Below are 15,216 nucleotides of genomic sequence, written 5' to 3'. Positions count from 1 at the left end.
GCTCCGGTGCGGCCCGCCAGGAGAATGCGTCGATCATCCGGCGTGTCAGAATCGCGCTTCTCGGGCCCCGGCGTGCTACGGTGATGTCGTTGCAGTTTTGGTACCCATGAACTTTGTGTGCGCCTGACGGGAATGCTTCCTCAGGCGCACATTATTGTTTCCGGCTTCTCCGGATGGGGGTCAAGGCGCGACGGGGAATTCACGAGGTGTGGATTTCCGGCTTGCCCCTGTTTTAGGAGAATGACATGGCTACTGGAACCGTGAAGTGGTTCAACTCGGAAAAGGGCTTCGGCTTCATCGAGCAGGACGGCGGCGGCGCCGACGTCTTCGCCCACTACTCCAACATTGCCACCTCGGGCTTCCGCGAGCTCCAGGAAGGCCAGAAGGTGACGTTCGACGTCACGCAGGGCCAGAAGGGCCCGCAGGCGGAGAACATCCTCCCGGCCTGATTGCCGGGCGCGTATCTCGCAGCTCCTGCAGCCGGGGCCCGCACCTTCGTCGGTGCGGGCCCCGGCTCTTGCTGTCCACAGGCCCCAGGAAGGCACATTGAGCATGAACCGCTCCGAACGACCGGACCGATCCGCCGCCAGAAGCCGCAACAGCGGTGGTAATCGGCCCGGTGCCGGAAACCGACACGGCTCGGGCAGGAAATCCGGCTCCGGAAAGGCGGGCACCCGCAGCGTGGCGGCCCCGCAGGAATTCACCCTGCCGGAGACCGTCACCCCCGCGCTGCCCGCCGTCGCGGCGTTCGACGAGCTGGACATGCCCGCCGCCCTGCTGAAGACCCTCGCGGCCCAGGGCGTCACCGAGCCCTTCCCCATCCAGGCCGCCACCCTCCCCAACTCCCTCGCCGGCCGGGACATCCTCGGCCGCGGCCGCACCGGCTCGGGCAAGACGCTCGCCTTCGGGCTCGCGCTCCTCGCCCGTACCGCCGGACGCCGGGCCGCCGCGCGGACGCCCCTGGCGCTCGTGCTCGTACCGACCCGGGAACTCGCGCAGCAGGTCACCGACGCCCTCGCCCCCTACGCGACGTCGCTGCAGCTGCGGCTCGCGACCGTCGTCGGCGGCATGTCGATCACCAAGCAGGCCGGTACGCTGCGGCGCGGGGCCGAGGTGCTCGTGGCCACGCCCGGACGGCTCAAGGACCTCATAGAGCGCGGCGACTGCGCCCTCGACGCCGTCGCGATCACGGTGCTGGACGAGGCCGACCAGATGGCCGACATGGGCTTCATGCCGCAGGTCACCGCGCTGCTGAAGCAGGTCGAGCCGGACGGGCAGCGGATGCTCTTCTCCGCCACCCTCGACGCGAACATCGACCGGCTGGTGCGGATGTTCCTCACGGACCCGGTCGTGCACTCGGTCGACCCGTCCGCGGGCGCCGTCACCACGATGGAGCACCACGTGCTGCACGTGCTGGACGAGACCGACAAGAAGGCCGTCGCCACGCGCATCGCCGCCCGTGACGGCCGGGTGATCCTCTTCGTGGACACCAAGCGCACCGCCGACCGGTTCGCGAAGCGGCTGCTGGCAAGCGGTGTACGGGCGGCCGCCCTGCACGGCGGCCGGTCGCAGCCGCAGCGGAACCGGACTCTGGACCAGTTCAAGAACGGGCAGGTCACCGCGCTGGTCGCGACGAACGTCGCGGCGCGCGGCATCCACGTCGACGACCTGGACCTGGTCGTCAACGTCGACCCGCCCGTCGACCACAAGGACTACCTGCACCGCGGCGGCCGCACCGCGCGCGCGGGCGAGTCCGGCAGCGTCGTGACGCTGGTCCTGCCCGAGCAGCGCCGCGAGATGACGCGTCTCATGTCGAACGCCGGCATCAGCCCGCGCACGGCGCGCGTCAAGTCCGGCGACGAGGAACTCAGCCGGCTGACCGGCGCGCGTGAGCCGTCGGGCGTGGCGGTGACGATAGAGGTCCCGCAGCCGGCCGTCGCGCCCGCCGCGAAGAGCGGCGCGTCGCCGTCACGGCGCCGCAGGCCGGCCCGCCGGCGGACCGAGGGCACGGCGGAGGCGCCGTCCCGCTCCTCGGCGCGAGGCGCGTCGGGGGACGCTCAGTCCCGGCCCTCGCGCCGAACCGCCGCGCAGGGCGAGACGGCGGGTGGTGGTGTGCGCCGTGGCCGCGGCGGCGGCCGGAGCCGCGGGGCCGGGCGGGGCGCGTCGAACTGACGCGGTGGCCTCAAACGCCGGCCGGGCTGAAATGCCGCGCAGCGGCATTTCAATCCTCGCCGGCGATTGAGGCGCGCGGTCCGGTGGGGGTCCCCCCAGGCCGCCAGGCCTTGGGGGAGGAGCACCCGGTTCGGGAAGGGGCGGGGAGGGAAAAGGCCCCGCGCAGCGGACCACCCGGCCCCGCCGCCCCTGTCAGGGCCGCCGCGGAAGCGTGCCGTCGAGCCGCCTCCGCAGCCGTTCGTCCCTGAGGTGCCGTACCGCGTTCGCCGCCGTGTCGTGCGCGTAGCCCTCCGGGTCCTCGTCGGCGAGCAGCCGCGCGAGGACCTGTTCCGCGCGCGGGTCCTGCCGCATCGCCAGGCCCCTGGCGGCCTCCGCCACCGTCTCCGCATCGTGGTCGCTCACACGCGCCGCGAGCGCCTCCCGGATCTCGGGGGTGTCGGCGTCCACCCCGGCCAGTGCCGTGGTCGCCCAGTCCCGGACCGCGGGTTCGCTGTCCCGGGTCAGCGCGATCAGGGTCCGGACCCCTTCCGTGTGGTCGCCGGGCACCAGCCCGCACAGGGCCAGCGCCACCCGGTGGCGCACTCCGGCGTCCGGATGACCGGCGTGCCGCAGGATCTCGGGGAGCGCGGCCGGATCGCCGTGGTGTCCGAGGCCGAGGACGGCCGCCTGGAGCAGTTCGGGGTCCGTGGCCTCCCGGGACAGCTCCCGCAGCAGCGGCAGTGCCCGCGCGGCGAACGGCTGGACGACCTGCCCACGGGTCTTGGCCGTGAAGCCGAGGCGGCCCAGGACGTCCACGGCGAAGGCCTGGCGCAGGGGCTCGCCGCTCGCGCATCCGGCGGCCGCCGCCTGGAAGGTCTCCTCGTCACCCCGCCGCCACAGCGCGGTCACCGCCTCGATCCACTCGTCACGTTCCGGTCTGCCGTGGCTCAGGGCGCGCTCCTCGAGGCTCCGGTAGGGCGTGCGGATACCGAGCCGCTCCTCGAGGATCGTGGCGACGGCGCCGTGGCCGGTCTGCCGTTCGTTGCCGGCCGCCGGGACGCCGTCGCGCAGGACCTCGACGACGATGGTCGTCCCGCCGTCCTCCTCGACGTGCCGCGACACCGTCTCGGCCCCCGGGTCGAAGGCGATCAGCCCCGCACGCAGCTCCTCCTCCAGGTCGAGCGTCATCCATCTGCGGGCCTCCTCCAGCGCCTGTTCCAGCGTCTCGGCCCGTGAACCGCAGGGCCCGTACCGTCGACGGCGAGCCGCGGCGAGTGGCGAGCACCAGCGGCGGCTCACCGCCCGGGCCGGGCAGGTCGGGGTCGGCGCCGTACTCCAGCAGCGCCTCGACCGTCTCCGTACGCCCCTGACCCACCGCCCAGGTCATCGCGGTGAAGCCGAGCAGCTCGCGCCGGTCGGGCGTGGCGCCCGCCGCGAGCAGCGCCCGCACGGTCCGTGTGTGGCCCCAGACCGCGGCGCCGCACAGCGGCAGGTCGTCGCTCCCGGGGCCGCAGGCCCGGTCGGGGTCGGCGCCGGCAGCGAGCAGGAGCCGTACGATTCCCGCCTCGTCGCCGACGGCGGCCACGTACAGAGCGGTCCGCCCCTCCTCGTCGGTGCCCTCCGCGCGGACGCCCGCGCGCAGCAGCCGTACGACGGCGTCGTCGTCACCGTCGTGCACGGCCTCGAACAGCTCCTGCGTCCGTGCTGCCGGTTCGTCCGCCGCCGGTCGGTTCGTCATGGTCCGACCCTACGGAAACGGGGTCAGGTGTCGCATTCGAGAATGGTGCGGCACAGACCGCAGCGGACCCGTACCCGTCCCCGCACGGGCACCCGGATGCGCTGGTGGCAGGTGGTGCAGGGGAAGGAGACCCGCAGCCCGCCGGGCCCCTGCTCGAAGGCGTACGCGAACGGTCCCGCACTCCGGTCGTCCTGGTGCTCCCGGGCGCGGCGGCGGTCCTTGGCGTACCGGAGGCGGCCCAGCCGGCCGGCGGTGGTCAGCGGGGGCTGCTGCGCGTCGAACAGCGCCCGGGCGCGGCCCCTGGTGTACGCCTGGTACGCCTGCGGGCTGGTGAACCAGGTCCGCGGGTCCTCGTCGAAGGCCAGTGCCCGCCCGGCGAGGACGTAGCCGAACTCCTCCGGGGTCAGATAGCCGAGCTTCTGGCTGGAGACGGCGTCCTCCCGGAAGGCGTCCAGCAGCAGCCAGCCCGCGCCCAGGTACGTGGTCACGGTGTCGGTGAGGATCTCGTTGTCGCGGGTGCCGGGGAACGACAGACCGAGCCGGTGCAGCAGCACATGCGTGATCTCGTGCGCGAGCGCGGCGCCGATGTCCCGCCGATGGGCGCGGAACCGGTCGTTCAGTTCGATGAAGTACTCGGGCCCCGCGGTGAGTTCGACGCTCGCCGCGTGCTCCATCTCGCGGAAACTGACGATCACCCGCGCCTCCGGCAGCCGCAGATGGTGCACGAGGGCGTGGGCCACCCGCTGCGCGCCCAGATGAAGATCGTCGTCGTCCCCGAAGGCGACGTCGGCGGGGAGCACGCTCGGCGCGTACGAGAGCACGCCCTCGGGGGAGAGCCGCCGGTACAGCGCGGTGATCGCCGACCGCACGGTGTCCAGATGCGGGAAGCCGTGCACGACCTCGCTGCGGTTCGCCATGTCCCGTACCCCCATGCACGCCCGGCGGTTGCTGCGCCTGCTCGGCCCGAACGGCCCTCTCGGCCCGAACGGACGTGAACTCCACGGCTCGGCAACTCTACGGCCGGGACGGGGCGGGGAGGCGTCCGCGGCACCGGGGGATTGGCCGAAAGGTGCTTCTTGTGGTGTCCGCTAATCGGGTCCCATACTCCGGACAGCGCCTTGTCGGGCACATGTCATGCGTGCGTGCCATGCCGGCCGGTGTCTGCCGGGCGTCCCCCTCAACCCCCCACGAGAGGCACTCCGTTGAAGCTTCTGAGCACGCTCAAACGATGTCTCGCCGCCGGCGTCGTCATCCTCGCCGCCGTCAGCCTCCAGCCCACCACCGCCTCCGCCGCCACCCCGCCCGTCGTCGGCGGCACCCGAGCCGCGCAGGGCGAGTTCCCGTTCATGGTCCGGCTCTCCATGGGCTGCGGCGGCTCCCTCTACGCCAAGGACATCGTGCTCACCGCCGCCCACTGCGTCAGCGGCTCCGGCAACAACACCGGCATCACCGCCACCGCCGGCGTCGTCGACCTCCGCAGCTCCAGCGCCATCAAGGTCCGCTCCACCAAGGTCCTGCAGGCGCCCGGCTACAACGGCACCGGCAAGGACTGGGCCCTGATCAAGCTCGAACGGCCCATCGACCTGCCCACCCTGAACATCGCCGACACCACGGCCTACAACAACGGCACCTTCACCGTCGCCGGCTGGGGCGCGGCCCGCGAGGGCGGCGCACAGCAGCGCTACCTCCTCAAGGCCCAGGTCCCGTTCGTCTCCGACGCCACCTGCGGGCAGGCGTACGACGATCTCGTCGCCGGCGAGGAGATCTGCGCCGGCTACAACGAGGGCGGCGTCGACACCTGCCAGGGCGACTCCGGCGGCCCCATGTTCCGCAGGGACAACGCCGGCGCCTGGATCCAGGTCGGCATCGTCAGCTGGGGCTACGGCTGCGCCCGGGCCGGCTACCCCGGCGTCTACACCGAGGTGTCCACCTTCGCCTCCGCGATCAGGTCCGCCGCCGCGAACCTGTAGCGCCACGCAGCTGTAGCGCCGCGAACCCGCGGTGCCGCCAGCCCGCAGCGCCACGGACACAGGGGAGGGGCAGGCCCGGCGGCCTGCCCCTCCCCACGGTCACTGCGGCCCCGTCACCGCAACCGCACCGCGCACCCCGCAGCGGCACCCTCCAGCTCCAGCACCCACACCTCGTTGCCGCCCGCCCGCAGCACCGGCCCCGGCACATACAGCGGCCGGACCGGCCCGGCCGACCAGTAGCGGCCCAGATTGAAGCCGTTCACCCACACGAACCCCCGCGTCCAGCCCGGCAGCTCCAGCCCCGCGTCGGCCGGGGCCGCCACCTCGAACGCCCCCCGGTACAGACCCGCCGCCCCCGGCAGCGGAGCGCGCCACTCCATCCCCGCCAGCGCCCCCGGCTCCTCGAACGCCTCCAGCCGCAGGCCCCGCGCCCGCACCCGGTGCAGGAACTGCCGCTCATGCAGCACCCCGCCCGTGATGCCCTTCCGCTCACCCGTCCGCGGCCCGTAGTTGACCCGCCCCAGCGACTCCACCCACAGCTCCACCGACGCCGGCCCCGCGACCGGCACGTCCAGCGCCGACGTACCGCCCTCCAGCACCCCCGCCCGCACCCCGTCGACCGCCACCACCGCCCGGTCGTGCAGCCCGGTCACCGTCAGCGGATAGGGCACGCGGGGCCCGGGAACCTCCACCCGGTAGCGGACCAGACCCCGCTCGACACCCAGCTCCTCGAACGTCGACGGCATCGGAGCCTCGCACTCCTTGCCGCCGAGCAGCTCCAGCACCGCCTGCGGCGGCGCCCACTCGCCGAGCTCCACCTCCACCGGCGCCGACAGCACCGCCGGCTCCGGCGGCGGCTCCGGCAGCGGCCCCTCCTGATACTCGGCCAGCACCTCACGGAACCGCCAGAACTTCTCCGTCGGCCGGCCCCACTCGTCCACCGGCGCGTCGTAGTCGTACGACGTCACCGTCGGCTCCAGCACACCGTCGTGCAGCACGCCCCCACGGTTCGCGCCGGCCCAGCCGCCGAAACTCGTCCCCCCGTGCGCCATGTACACATTCACCGACGCCCCCGCCTCGAGGATCTCCCGCAGCGCCTCCGCCGCCTCCCCGGCGTCGCGCCGCGTCGGCTCCGCACCCCAGTGCTCGAACCAGCCGCACCAGAACTCCATACACATCAGCGGCCCCGACGGCCGGTGACGGCGCAGCACGTCGAACGCCTCCCGCGCGCCCGAGCCGAAGTTCACCGTGGCCAGCACATCCGGCACCGAACCACCGGTCAGCATGTGGTCCTCCGGCCCGTCGGAGGTGAACAGCGGCACACCCACACCGCAGCCCCTCAGCAGCTCCACCAACTGCCGCAGATACTCGCCGTCACAGCCGTAGCTGCCGTACTCGTTCTCCACCTGCACCATCACCACCGGACCGCCGCGGGTGATCTCACGCTCCACGACCTGCGGCAGCAACCTGGTGAACCAGCGCTCCACATGCCCCAGATACTCCGGATCCTCCGTCCGGACCCGCCGCCCGGCCCGGTGGGTCAGCCAGTACGGAAGCCCGCCGTTCTCCCACTCGGCGCAGATGTACGGACCCGGCCGCACGAGGGCCCACATCCCCGCCGCGTGCACCGCGTCCAGGAACCGCCCCAGCGCCGCGTCGTCCACATACCGGCCCGGCTCCGGCTCGTGGAGATTCCACGGGACGTACGTCTCCACACAGTTGAGCCCCATCGCCCGCAGCATCGCCAGCCGGTGCCCCCACTGCCCCTCGTGCACCCGGAAATAGTGCAAAGCACCCGACAGGAGTCGCACCGGACGCCCGTCCAGCAGAAAATCGTTCTCACCCACGGTGAAGTCAGCCACCGGCCCGTCCCTCTCTCGCTCACCCGCCACCACCACCTCACCCCCTGGCGCGCCGCCGGTCCATGGACAAAGATCAGCTCTCCTTGGACTGACCGGGGAACCCGGAAGGGAGCGACAGAACGGCATGTACCACACCTGGATGCGCTATTTCACCCCGAGCCCCGTGCACCACCGGCTCGGCCTGGTGTGCCTCGGCGTCGGCCTCCAGCACGGCACCCTCCCCACCGTCGGACCCCGCACCCTCGACCACCACGTCGCCGTCGTCATCAGCGCCGGCAGCGGCTGGTACCGCGCCGCCGACGGGCGGCGCACCACCGTCACCGCACCCGCCCTGATCCGGCTCACCCCCGGCGTCCCCCACCACTACGGACCCGACCCCGCCACGGGCTGGGACGAAAGCTTCGTCGACTTCACCGGCCCCGCCACCACCACCTACACCGAACTCGGCTACCTCGAACCCGACCGGCCCGTCGTCCCCCTCTCCGACGCCACCGGCGCCCGCGCCGCCATCAGCCGCATCGCCCGCGCAGCCCGCCGCGACAACCCCCTCCTCGAGGTCGAGACCGGCGCCGCCGTCCACGAACTCCTCGTCGCACTGCGCCGCGCCCGCGCCGACCTCGGACCCGACGGAGACCCCGTCCTCACCGCACTGGCCCGCGACGCCTTCCAGCCGCTGTCCGTCGCCGAACACGCCGCCCGGCACGGCATGACACCCGCGGAACTGCGCACCGCCGTACGCCGCGCCGCCGCCTGCAGCCCCAAGGACTACCTCCTCGGCATCCGCCTGGGCCGGGCCAAGGAACTGCTCGCCGGCAGCGACCTGCCCGTCGCCGCCGTCGCACGCCGCGTCGGATACGAGGACCCCGCGTACTTCTCCCGCCTGTTCACCCGCCGCGTCGGCCTCGCCCCCATCCGCTTCAGAGAACAGCAGAGCAGGACCGTCCCCGGCGGCTGGAGCACCCGCGTCCCGGACCCTGAACACCCCCCGACCCTCCGCCCCACCTCGACGTAAGCTCCCTGACCATGACCACGAGGGACATCGACGACAACGTCCGCGCCGAGCTCGACCGCCTGCGCGAGAGCATCGACAACATCGACGCGGCCGTCGTCCACATGCTCGCCGAGCGTTTCAAGTGCACCCAGCAGGTCGGCCACCTCAAGGCGGAACACCAGCTGCCGCCCGCCGACCCCGCCCGCGAAGCCCGCCAGATCGCACGGCTGCGGCACCTCGCGGAGAGCGCGAAACTCGACCCGGCGTTCGCGGAGAAACTGCTGAACTTCATCATCGCCGAGGTGATCCGCCACCACGAGCAGATCGCCGACCAGCCCACCCCCGGTGATCCGCGCCGCCCCGGCGATCCCGCTGTGCGCTGACAGCGCAATCACCACCCCGTGTGCCGGACCGGGCCCATCAGGCAGCATGGGCCCATGTCCGTACTGACGCGCGACGAAGCGCAGACCCGAGCCCGGCAACTCGACGTACACCGGTACACGATCGACCTCGATCTCACCACCGGCGACGAGAACTTCGACTCACGAACCGTCATCCACTTCACCGCGAAAGCGGCCGGTGACACCTTCGTCGAGATCAAGCCCGCCGAACTGCGCTTCGTCACGCTCGACGGACAGCCCCTCGACCCCGCCGGCCTCCACGAGAACCGCCTCCCGCTCACCGCACTGACCGCCGGCGAACACGAACTGCGCGTCGACGCCCGGATGAGCTACTCCCGCACCGGCGAAGGCATGCACCGCTTCACCGACCCCAGCGACGGCGAGACATACGTCTACACCCAGCTCTTCATGGAAGACGTCCAACGCGTCTTCGCCGCCTTCGACCAGCCCGACCTCAAGGCCGTCTTCGACCTCACCGTCACCGCACCCGGCAACTGGACCGTCCTCGGCAACGGCATCGCCACCCACCACGGCGAAGGCCGCTGGACCTGCGCACCCACCCCGCTGCTCTCCACCTACCTCGTCGCCGTCGCCGCCGGCCCCTGGCACTCCGTACGCACCGAACACGCCGGACTGCCCTTCGGCATCCACTGCCGCCGTTCGCTGGCGCCCCACCTCGACGCCGACGCCGACGAACTCCTCGACATCACCCGGCAGTGCTACGACCGGTACCACGAGAAGTTCGAGGAGCCCTACCCCTTCGACTCCTACGACCAGGCCTTCGTCCCCGAGTTCAACGCCGGCGCCATGGAGAACCCCGGCCTCGTCACCTTCCGCGACGAATTCGTCTACCGCTCCGCCGTCACCGACACCCAGCGCCAGACCCGCGCCATGGTCATCGCCCACGAAATGGCCCACATGTGGTTCGGCGACCTCGTCACCCTCAAATGGTGGGACGACATCTGGCTGAACGAATCGTTCGCCGAGTACATGGGCTACCAGACCCTCACCGAAGCCACCCGCTTCACCGACACCTGGACCGACTTCGCCATCGCCCGCAAGGCCTGGGGCTACGACGCCGACCAGCGGCCCTCCACCCACCCCGTCGCCCCCGACCCCGACGCCGTCCCCGACACCGCCTCCGCGATGCTCAACTTCGACGGCATCTCCTACGCCAAGGGCGCCTCCGCCCTGCGCCAGCTCGTCACCTGGCTCGGCGAGAAGGACTTCCTCGCCGGCATCAACACCCACTTCGCCCGGCACAAGTTCTCCAACGCCACCCTCGCCGACTTCATCGACTCCCTCGCCGGCGCCACCGACCGGGACGTCCACGCCTGGGCCGAATCATGGCTGCGCACCACCGGCGTCGACACCCTCACCCCCACCGTCACCGACACACCCGGCGGCTGGACACTCGACATCGCACGCGACGGCAGCCGCCCCCACCGCATCGCCGTCGGCGTGTACGACACCGACCCCATCGACCCCGGCACGCTCGTACTGCGCAACCGCTTCGAGACCGACGTACCGAACGACGACGAGACGACGCCTCACCCCGGGCGCCGCCCCGCGCTCGTCGTCCTCAACGACGGCGACACCACCTACGCAAAGGTCCGCCTCGACGACACCTCCTGGCGCACCGCCCTCACCAGCCTCGCCGGCATCCCCGACGCCCTCACCCGCGCCGTCGTCTGGAACGCCGCACGCGACATGGTCCGCGACGGCGAACTCGGCCCCACCGCCTACCTCGACGCCGCCCGCGACCACCTGCCGCACGAGAACGACCTCGCCGTCGTCCAAGGCGTCCTCGCCTTCGCAGCAGGCCAGATCGCCGACTGCTACCTGCCTGCGCAGCAGCGCCCCGCCGCGCTCGCCACCCTCACCCGCATCTGCCGCGACCTGCTGCGCCGCACCGAGGACGGCAGCGACCCCGGACTGCGCCTGACCGCCGTACGCCACTACATCGACGCCGCCTGCCAGCCCGAACCGATCCAGGAATGGCTCACCGAAGGCAGCGTGCCCGGCGGCCCCGAACTCGACCCCGAACTGCGCTGGCGCATCCTGACGCGCCTCGCCGTCCTCGGTGCCACCGACGAGGCCACCATCGCCGCCGAACTGGAACGCGACCCGAGCGCCACCGGCCAGGAAGGCGCCGCCCGCTGTCGCGCCGCCCTCCCCACCCCCGAGGCCAAGGCCGCGGCCTGGGCCCGGCTCTTCACCGGCGACGACCTGTCCAACTACCTGTTCGCCGCGACCGCGCAAGGCTTCTGGCAGCCCGAACAGGCCGACCTCGTAGGCGAGTACGTGCCCCGCTTCTACCCCGACGCGGTCGCCCTCGCCGCCCGCCGCGGCACGGCCATCGCCGAAGCCTGCGGCCGCTACGCCTTCCCCGTCCACGCGGTCGACGCGGAGGCGCTGCGCCTGGGCGAGGCGTCCCTCACCCAGCCGGACATCCTCCCGGCCCTGCGCCGCAAACTCACCGACCAGATCGACGACCTCCGCAGGGCGCTCCGCGTCCGCCGGCCCTGACCTTCCCCCACCCCACCCCACCCCTTCCCGAAGCGGGGCAAGCCACGGGCCCCGACGTCCGGTCCGCCCTCCGCGCCGGGGCCGGGGCTCCGCCCCGGCCCCGGTACCGCGCTGCGCGCGGTGGCCTCAAACGCCGGCCGGGCTGGATTTCGCTCCGCGAAACCCAGCCCGCCTCTCCACCCCCGGGGGCACACCCCGTCCTGTCGGGTACACCCGGTCCTGTCAGGGGCGCACCCAGCCCGCCGGGATACGCCCAGCCCCGCTGGGGGTACTCCCCCTACTACTGGCGGCGTGGGAGGTACCCCCACCCGGCCGCCAGGCCGTAGGGGGAGTTCGAGGCGCGGGGGCCCGGTGGGGGTCCCCCCAGGCCGCCAGGCCTAGGCGGAGGAGCCCCCGTAAAGCGGGGTCCGGGGCGGAGCTCCGGTTTCCGGAAGGGGCGGGGTGGGGGAGTGGCCCCGCGCAGCGGCCCGGTCAGCGGACCCGCTTGCGCACCGGCCCGGCCCCGGCCCGGCGGCCCGTACCGCGCGGACCCCGCCCCCGCAGCACCCACCCGCCGCCGCCCCTTTACCGCACCCACCCCCCACAACCACCCCACCCCGCAAGCCAATACCACTTTCGGGTCCCGATCGTTGAGATCTGCGGGCGCCCCACCGGGCCCCTCGTCACCGTTGACCGACATCCCGTGTGACACCCGCGCCTCGCCCAAGGACCCGCCTCATGCCGCACACCCCGCCCCTCGCGGGAGGAATCACCGGCCCCGACGCCCTGCGCCCCCTCCTCGCCCTCGTCCTCGACGCCCTCGGCGAGGGCGCCGTCGCACGCGGCGGCCCGGTGCCGGCCGGCGGGCCGGACGCCGTCGCCGCGCGGGTACGGCACGCCGCCGGCGACGTACTGCCCGAGCACGGCGACGGCGCCACCCACGCCCTGCGCACCCTCGTCCGCGCCGTCGCCCACGGCGCCGCCGACCCCGCCGACCCCCTCTGCGCGGCGCACCTCCACACCCCGCCGCTCGCGCTCGCCGTCGCCGCCGACCTCGCCGCCTCCGCGCTCAACCCGTCCATGGACTCCTGGGACCAGGCTCCCGCCGCCTCCGAACTCGAGGCACAGGTCACCCGGGCCCTCGCCCGCGAGGTGTACCCGGGCGGCACCGCCCCCGACGCCCTCGTCACCACCGGCGGCACCGAGTCCAACCAGCTCGCCCTGCTGCTCGCCAGAGAACACCACGGACCCGTCCAGACCGTCTGCGGCGACACCGCCCACCACTCGGTACGCCGCGCCGCCTGGCTTCTCGGCCTCCCCGAACCGGTCACCGCACCCGTTCACGACCCCGCCGCGCTCGACGCCGCGCTCGCCGCCCACCACGGCCGCCCGCTCCTCGTCGTCGCCACCGCCGGCACCACCGACACCGGCCGGATCGACCCCCTCCCCGCGATCGCCGACACCGCGGCACGGCACCGTGCCGAACTCCACGTCGACGCCTCCTACGGCGGCCCACTGCTCTTCAGCGCCGACCGCCGCCACCTCCTCGCCGGCCTGGAACGCGCCCACTCCGTAAGCCTCGACCTGCACAAACTCGGCTGGCAGCCGGTCGCCGCCGGACTGCTCGCCGTACCCGACACGGCCCGCCTCGCACCGCTGGACCACAACGCCGAGTACCTCAACGCCGAGGACGACACCCACGCCGGCCTGCCCGACCTCCTCGGCCGCTCCCTGCGCACCACCCGCCGCCCCGACATCCTCAAGGTCGCCGTCACCCTCAGAGCCCTCGGCCGCACCGGACTCGGCGCCCTCGTCGACCGCACCTGCGCCGCCGCCCACGACCTCGCCGACCTCGTCGAGAAACACCCACGGCTGGAACTGTACGAGCGGCCCACCCTCTCCACCGTCCTGTTCCGCCCCGCCGGCGCCACCGACGACGAGACCACCCGGATCCGCCGCACCCTCCTCACCCAGGGCCGCGCCGTCCTCGGCCGCGCCCGCGCCGACGGCCGGCTCTGGCTCAAGGCGACCCTGCTCAACCCCCACACCACCACCGAGGCCCTCGAAACCCTGACCCGACTCGTGGAAGGCAGCACACCCCGATGACCGGCACGCCCCCGAACGAACAACTCGACCGGCCCCACGACCTCGTGGGCATCGGCATCGGCCCGTTCAACCTCTCCCTCGCCGCACTCGCCCACGGCGTCCCCGGCGGCCTCGCCACCACCTTCTACGAACAGCGGCCCGCCTTCCGATGGCACCCCGGCCTCCTCATCGAGGGCACCACCCTCCAGGTTCCCTTCCTCGCCGACCTCGTCACACTCGCCGACCCCGCCAGCCCCTGGACGTTCCTCAACCACCTGCGCTCCCGCGACCGGCTCTTCCCCTTCTACTTCGCCGAGCGGTTCCACATCCAGCGAGCCGACTACGACACCTACTGCCGCTGGGTCGCCGACAACCTCCCCGGCCTCCACTTCGGCCACCAGGTCGACGCCGTCCGATGGAACGCCGAACGCGGCCTGTTCGAAGTCGACTACACCCAGCTCGACGCAGACGGCGAAGCAGAAGCCCTCGGCCGCTCCTACACCCGCAACATCGCCCTCGGCGTCGGCACAGAGCCCTACGTCCCCGAACCGCTGCGCCCCCTCGCCGACGCCCCCGCCGTGCCCGTCATCCACTCCGCCGACTACCTCGAGCACCGCGACCGGCTCCTCGCCGCCGAACACGTCACCGTCATCGGCTCGGGCCAGTCCGGCGCCGAAGTCTTCCTCGACCTGCTGCGCACCCGGCCCGCCGGAGCCGAGAAACTCCACTGGCTGGCCCGCACCGAAGCCTTCGCCCCCATGGAGTACTCCAAGCTCGGCCTCGAGCACTTCACCCCCGACTACACCCACTACTTCCACGCCCTGCCCGAACGGGTCCGCGACGACCTCGTCCCCCGACAATGGCAGCTCCACAAAGGCATCGACACCGACACCATCACCGCCATCCACGACGAGCTCTACCGCCGCAGCCTCCACGGCGGCTGGCCCGACGCCGTCCTCACCCCCTGCGTCACCGTCCGCACCGCCGGCCGGGTCGCCACCACCAAGGTCGAACTCCACCTCGAACACACCCAGCAGGGCACCCGCTCCCGGCTCACCACCGACGCCGTCGTCCTCGCCACCGGCTACCGCGAACGCCCGCTCGGCCCCCTCCTCGCCGGCCTCGACCCGTACATGCGCCACGACAACAGCGGACGACACCTCATCGACGCCGAGTTCCGGCTGAAACTCGACCCGGCCGTCACCGGATCCGTGTACGTGCAGAACGCCGAACGACACACCCACGGCGTCGGCACCCCCGACCTCGGACTCGCCGCATGGCGCAGCGCGAGCATCCTCAACTCGCTCACCGGCAAAGAGCCCTACCCGCTGCCGCGCCGCACCGCCTTCACCAGCTTCGGCCTCGAACGGCGCGAGGCGCCCGGCATTCCCTGCCAGGCGCCCGCACTCGTCCCCCTCGAATCGGAACGCTGACCGGTCCCAGCAAACGCCGACCGGTCAGGGAGCGCCGACCGGTCAGGGAGCGCCGACCGGTCACCGAACCCCGGCCG

Annotated in this window: 11 protein-coding genes and 1 pseudogene; 8 read left to right on the top strand and 4 right to left on the bottom strand. The window is 72.8% G+C overall.

Annotation, left to right across the window (positions count from 1 at the left end):
- The first annotated feature begins 245 nt into the window (after positions 1–245).
- Positions 246–449 (top strand): cold-shock protein, encoded by a 204-nt coding sequence (locus OGH68_RS08765; RefSeq protein WP_005318814.1) that lies wholly within the window; start codon positions 246–248, stop codon positions 447–449.
- Positions 450–552: 103 nt separating this feature from the next.
- Complete coding sequence (locus OGH68_RS08760) at positions 553–2,172, top strand: DEAD/DEAH box helicase (protein ID WP_264242769.1); 1,620 nt, start codon at positions 553–555, stop codon at positions 2,170–2,172.
- A gap of 192 nt (positions 2,173–2,364) precedes the next feature.
- Here the strand turns inward: OGH68_RS08760 and OGH68_RS08755 are convergent, their stop codons facing one another.
- The 3 genes and pseudogenes from OGH68_RS08755 to OGH68_RS08745 form a co-directional block, all read right to left on the bottom strand.
- On the bottom strand, positions 2,365–3,339 hold the full coding sequence (locus tag OGH68_RS08755; RefSeq protein ID WP_264242768.1) for a HEAT repeat domain-containing protein: 975 nt from the start codon (positions 3,337–3,339) through the stop codon (positions 2,365–2,367).
- A gap of 109 nt (positions 3,340–3,448) precedes the next feature.
- Positions 3,449–3,889: pseudogene (locus tag OGH68_RS08750) on the bottom strand (ankyrin repeat domain-containing protein); the annotation flags it as partial.
- A 23-nt stretch (positions 3,890–3,912) separates the two neighbouring features.
- The gene (locus OGH68_RS08745; protein WP_264242767.1) at positions 3,913–4,806 is read right to left on the bottom strand and encodes a hypothetical protein; all 894 of its coding nucleotides are present in this window, start codon (positions 4,804–4,806) and stop codon (positions 3,913–3,915) included.
- 285 nt (positions 4,807–5,091) lie between these two features.
- On the opposite strand from OGH68_RS08745, the gene OGH68_RS08740 reads away from it, so the two are divergent.
- Positions 5,092–5,859 carry a S1 family peptidase gene (locus OGH68_RS08740; protein WP_264242766.1) on the top strand — a complete coding sequence of 256 codons (768 nt, stop codon included), beginning with the start codon at positions 5,092–5,094 and terminating at the stop codon, positions 5,857–5,859.
- Positions 5,860–5,972: 113 nt separating this feature from the next.
- On the opposite strand, the gene OGH68_RS08735 is transcribed toward OGH68_RS08740, so the two are convergent.
- A complete protein-coding gene (locus OGH68_RS08735; protein WP_264242765.1) occupies positions 5,973–7,721 on the bottom strand; it encodes a glycoside hydrolase family 35 protein in 1,749 nt (582 codons plus the stop codon).
- Between the two features lie 124 nt (positions 7,722–7,845).
- Between OGH68_RS08735 and OGH68_RS08730 the strand changes: the two genes are divergently transcribed.
- The 5 genes from OGH68_RS08730 to OGH68_RS08710 all read left to right on the top strand — a co-directional run bounded on the left by OGH68_RS08730 (position 7,846) and on the right by OGH68_RS08710 (position 15,139).
- Complete coding sequence (locus OGH68_RS08730) at positions 7,846–8,733, top strand: helix-turn-helix domain-containing protein (RefSeq protein ID WP_264242764.1); 888 nt, start codon at positions 7,846–7,848, stop codon at positions 8,731–8,733.
- 11 nt (positions 8,734–8,744) lie between these two features.
- Entirely contained in the window at positions 8,745–9,095 is a 351-nt protein-coding gene (locus tag OGH68_RS08725) for a chorismate mutase (protein WP_264242763.1), read from the top strand.
- 54 nt (positions 9,096–9,149) lie between these two features.
- Complete coding sequence (pepN, locus tag OGH68_RS08720; RefSeq protein ID WP_264242762.1) at positions 9,150–11,642, top strand: aminopeptidase N; 2,493 nt, start codon at positions 9,150–9,152, stop codon at positions 11,640–11,642.
- A gap of 717 nt (positions 11,643–12,359) precedes the next feature.
- Entirely contained in the window at positions 12,360–13,727 is a 1,368-nt protein-coding gene (locus OGH68_RS08715; RefSeq protein WP_264242761.1) for a pyridoxal phosphate-dependent decarboxylase family protein, read from the top strand.
- The gene (locus OGH68_RS08710; RefSeq protein WP_264242760.1) at positions 13,724–15,139 is read left to right on the top strand and encodes a lysine N(6)-hydroxylase/L-ornithine N(5)-oxygenase family protein; all 1,416 of its coding nucleotides are present in this window, start codon (positions 13,724–13,726) and stop codon (positions 15,137–15,139) included. Before OGH68_RS08715 ends, OGH68_RS08710 begins: the two co-directional genes overlap by 4 nt.
- Positions 15,140–15,216: the final 77 nt, after the last annotated feature.

This window comes from Streptomyces peucetius (assembly GCF_025854275.1).
GTDB classification, from domain to species: domain Bacteria; phylum Actinomycetota; class Actinomycetes; order Streptomycetales; family Streptomycetaceae; genus Streptomyces; species Streptomyces peucetius_A.
The sequence above is the reverse complement of the archived record's forward strand: the minus strand, read 5'-3'. Positions and strand labels throughout refer to the sequence as shown.

Bases quoted from the DNA above. Each gene is read 5' to 3' on its own strand.
- OGH68_RS08765 (WP_005318814.1), top strand. From the start codon at position 246: ATGGCTACTGGAACCGTGAAGTGGTTCAACTCGGAAAAGGGCTTCGGC.
- OGH68_RS08760 (WP_264242769.1), top strand. From the start codon at position 553: ATGAACCGCTCCGAACGACCGGACCGATCCGCCGCCAGAAGCCGCAAC.
- OGH68_RS08725 (WP_264242763.1), top strand. From the start codon at position 8,745: ATGACCACGAGGGACATCGACGACAACGTCCGCGCCGAGCTCGACCGC.
- OGH68_RS08710 (WP_264242760.1), top strand. From the start codon at position 13,724: ATGACCGGCACGCCCCCGAACGAACAACTCGACCGGCCCCACGACCTC.
- OGH68_RS08755 (WP_264242768.1), bottom strand. From the start codon at position 3,339: ATGACGCTCGACCTGGAGGAGGAGCTGCGTGCGGGGCTGATCGCCTTC.
- OGH68_RS08745 (WP_264242767.1), bottom strand. From the start codon at position 4,806: ATGGCGAACCGCAGCGAGGTCGTGCACGGCTTCCCGCATCTGGACACC.
- OGH68_RS08715 (WP_264242761.1), top strand. From the start codon at position 12,360: ATGCCGCACACCCCGCCCCTCGCGGGAGGAATCACCGGCCCCGACGCC.
- pepN (WP_264242762.1), top strand. From the start codon at position 9,150: ATGTCCGTACTGACGCGCGACGAAGCGCAGACCCGAGCCCGGCAACTC.
- OGH68_RS08730 (WP_264242764.1), top strand. From the start codon at position 7,846: ATGTACCACACCTGGATGCGCTATTTCACCCCGAGCCCCGTGCACCAC.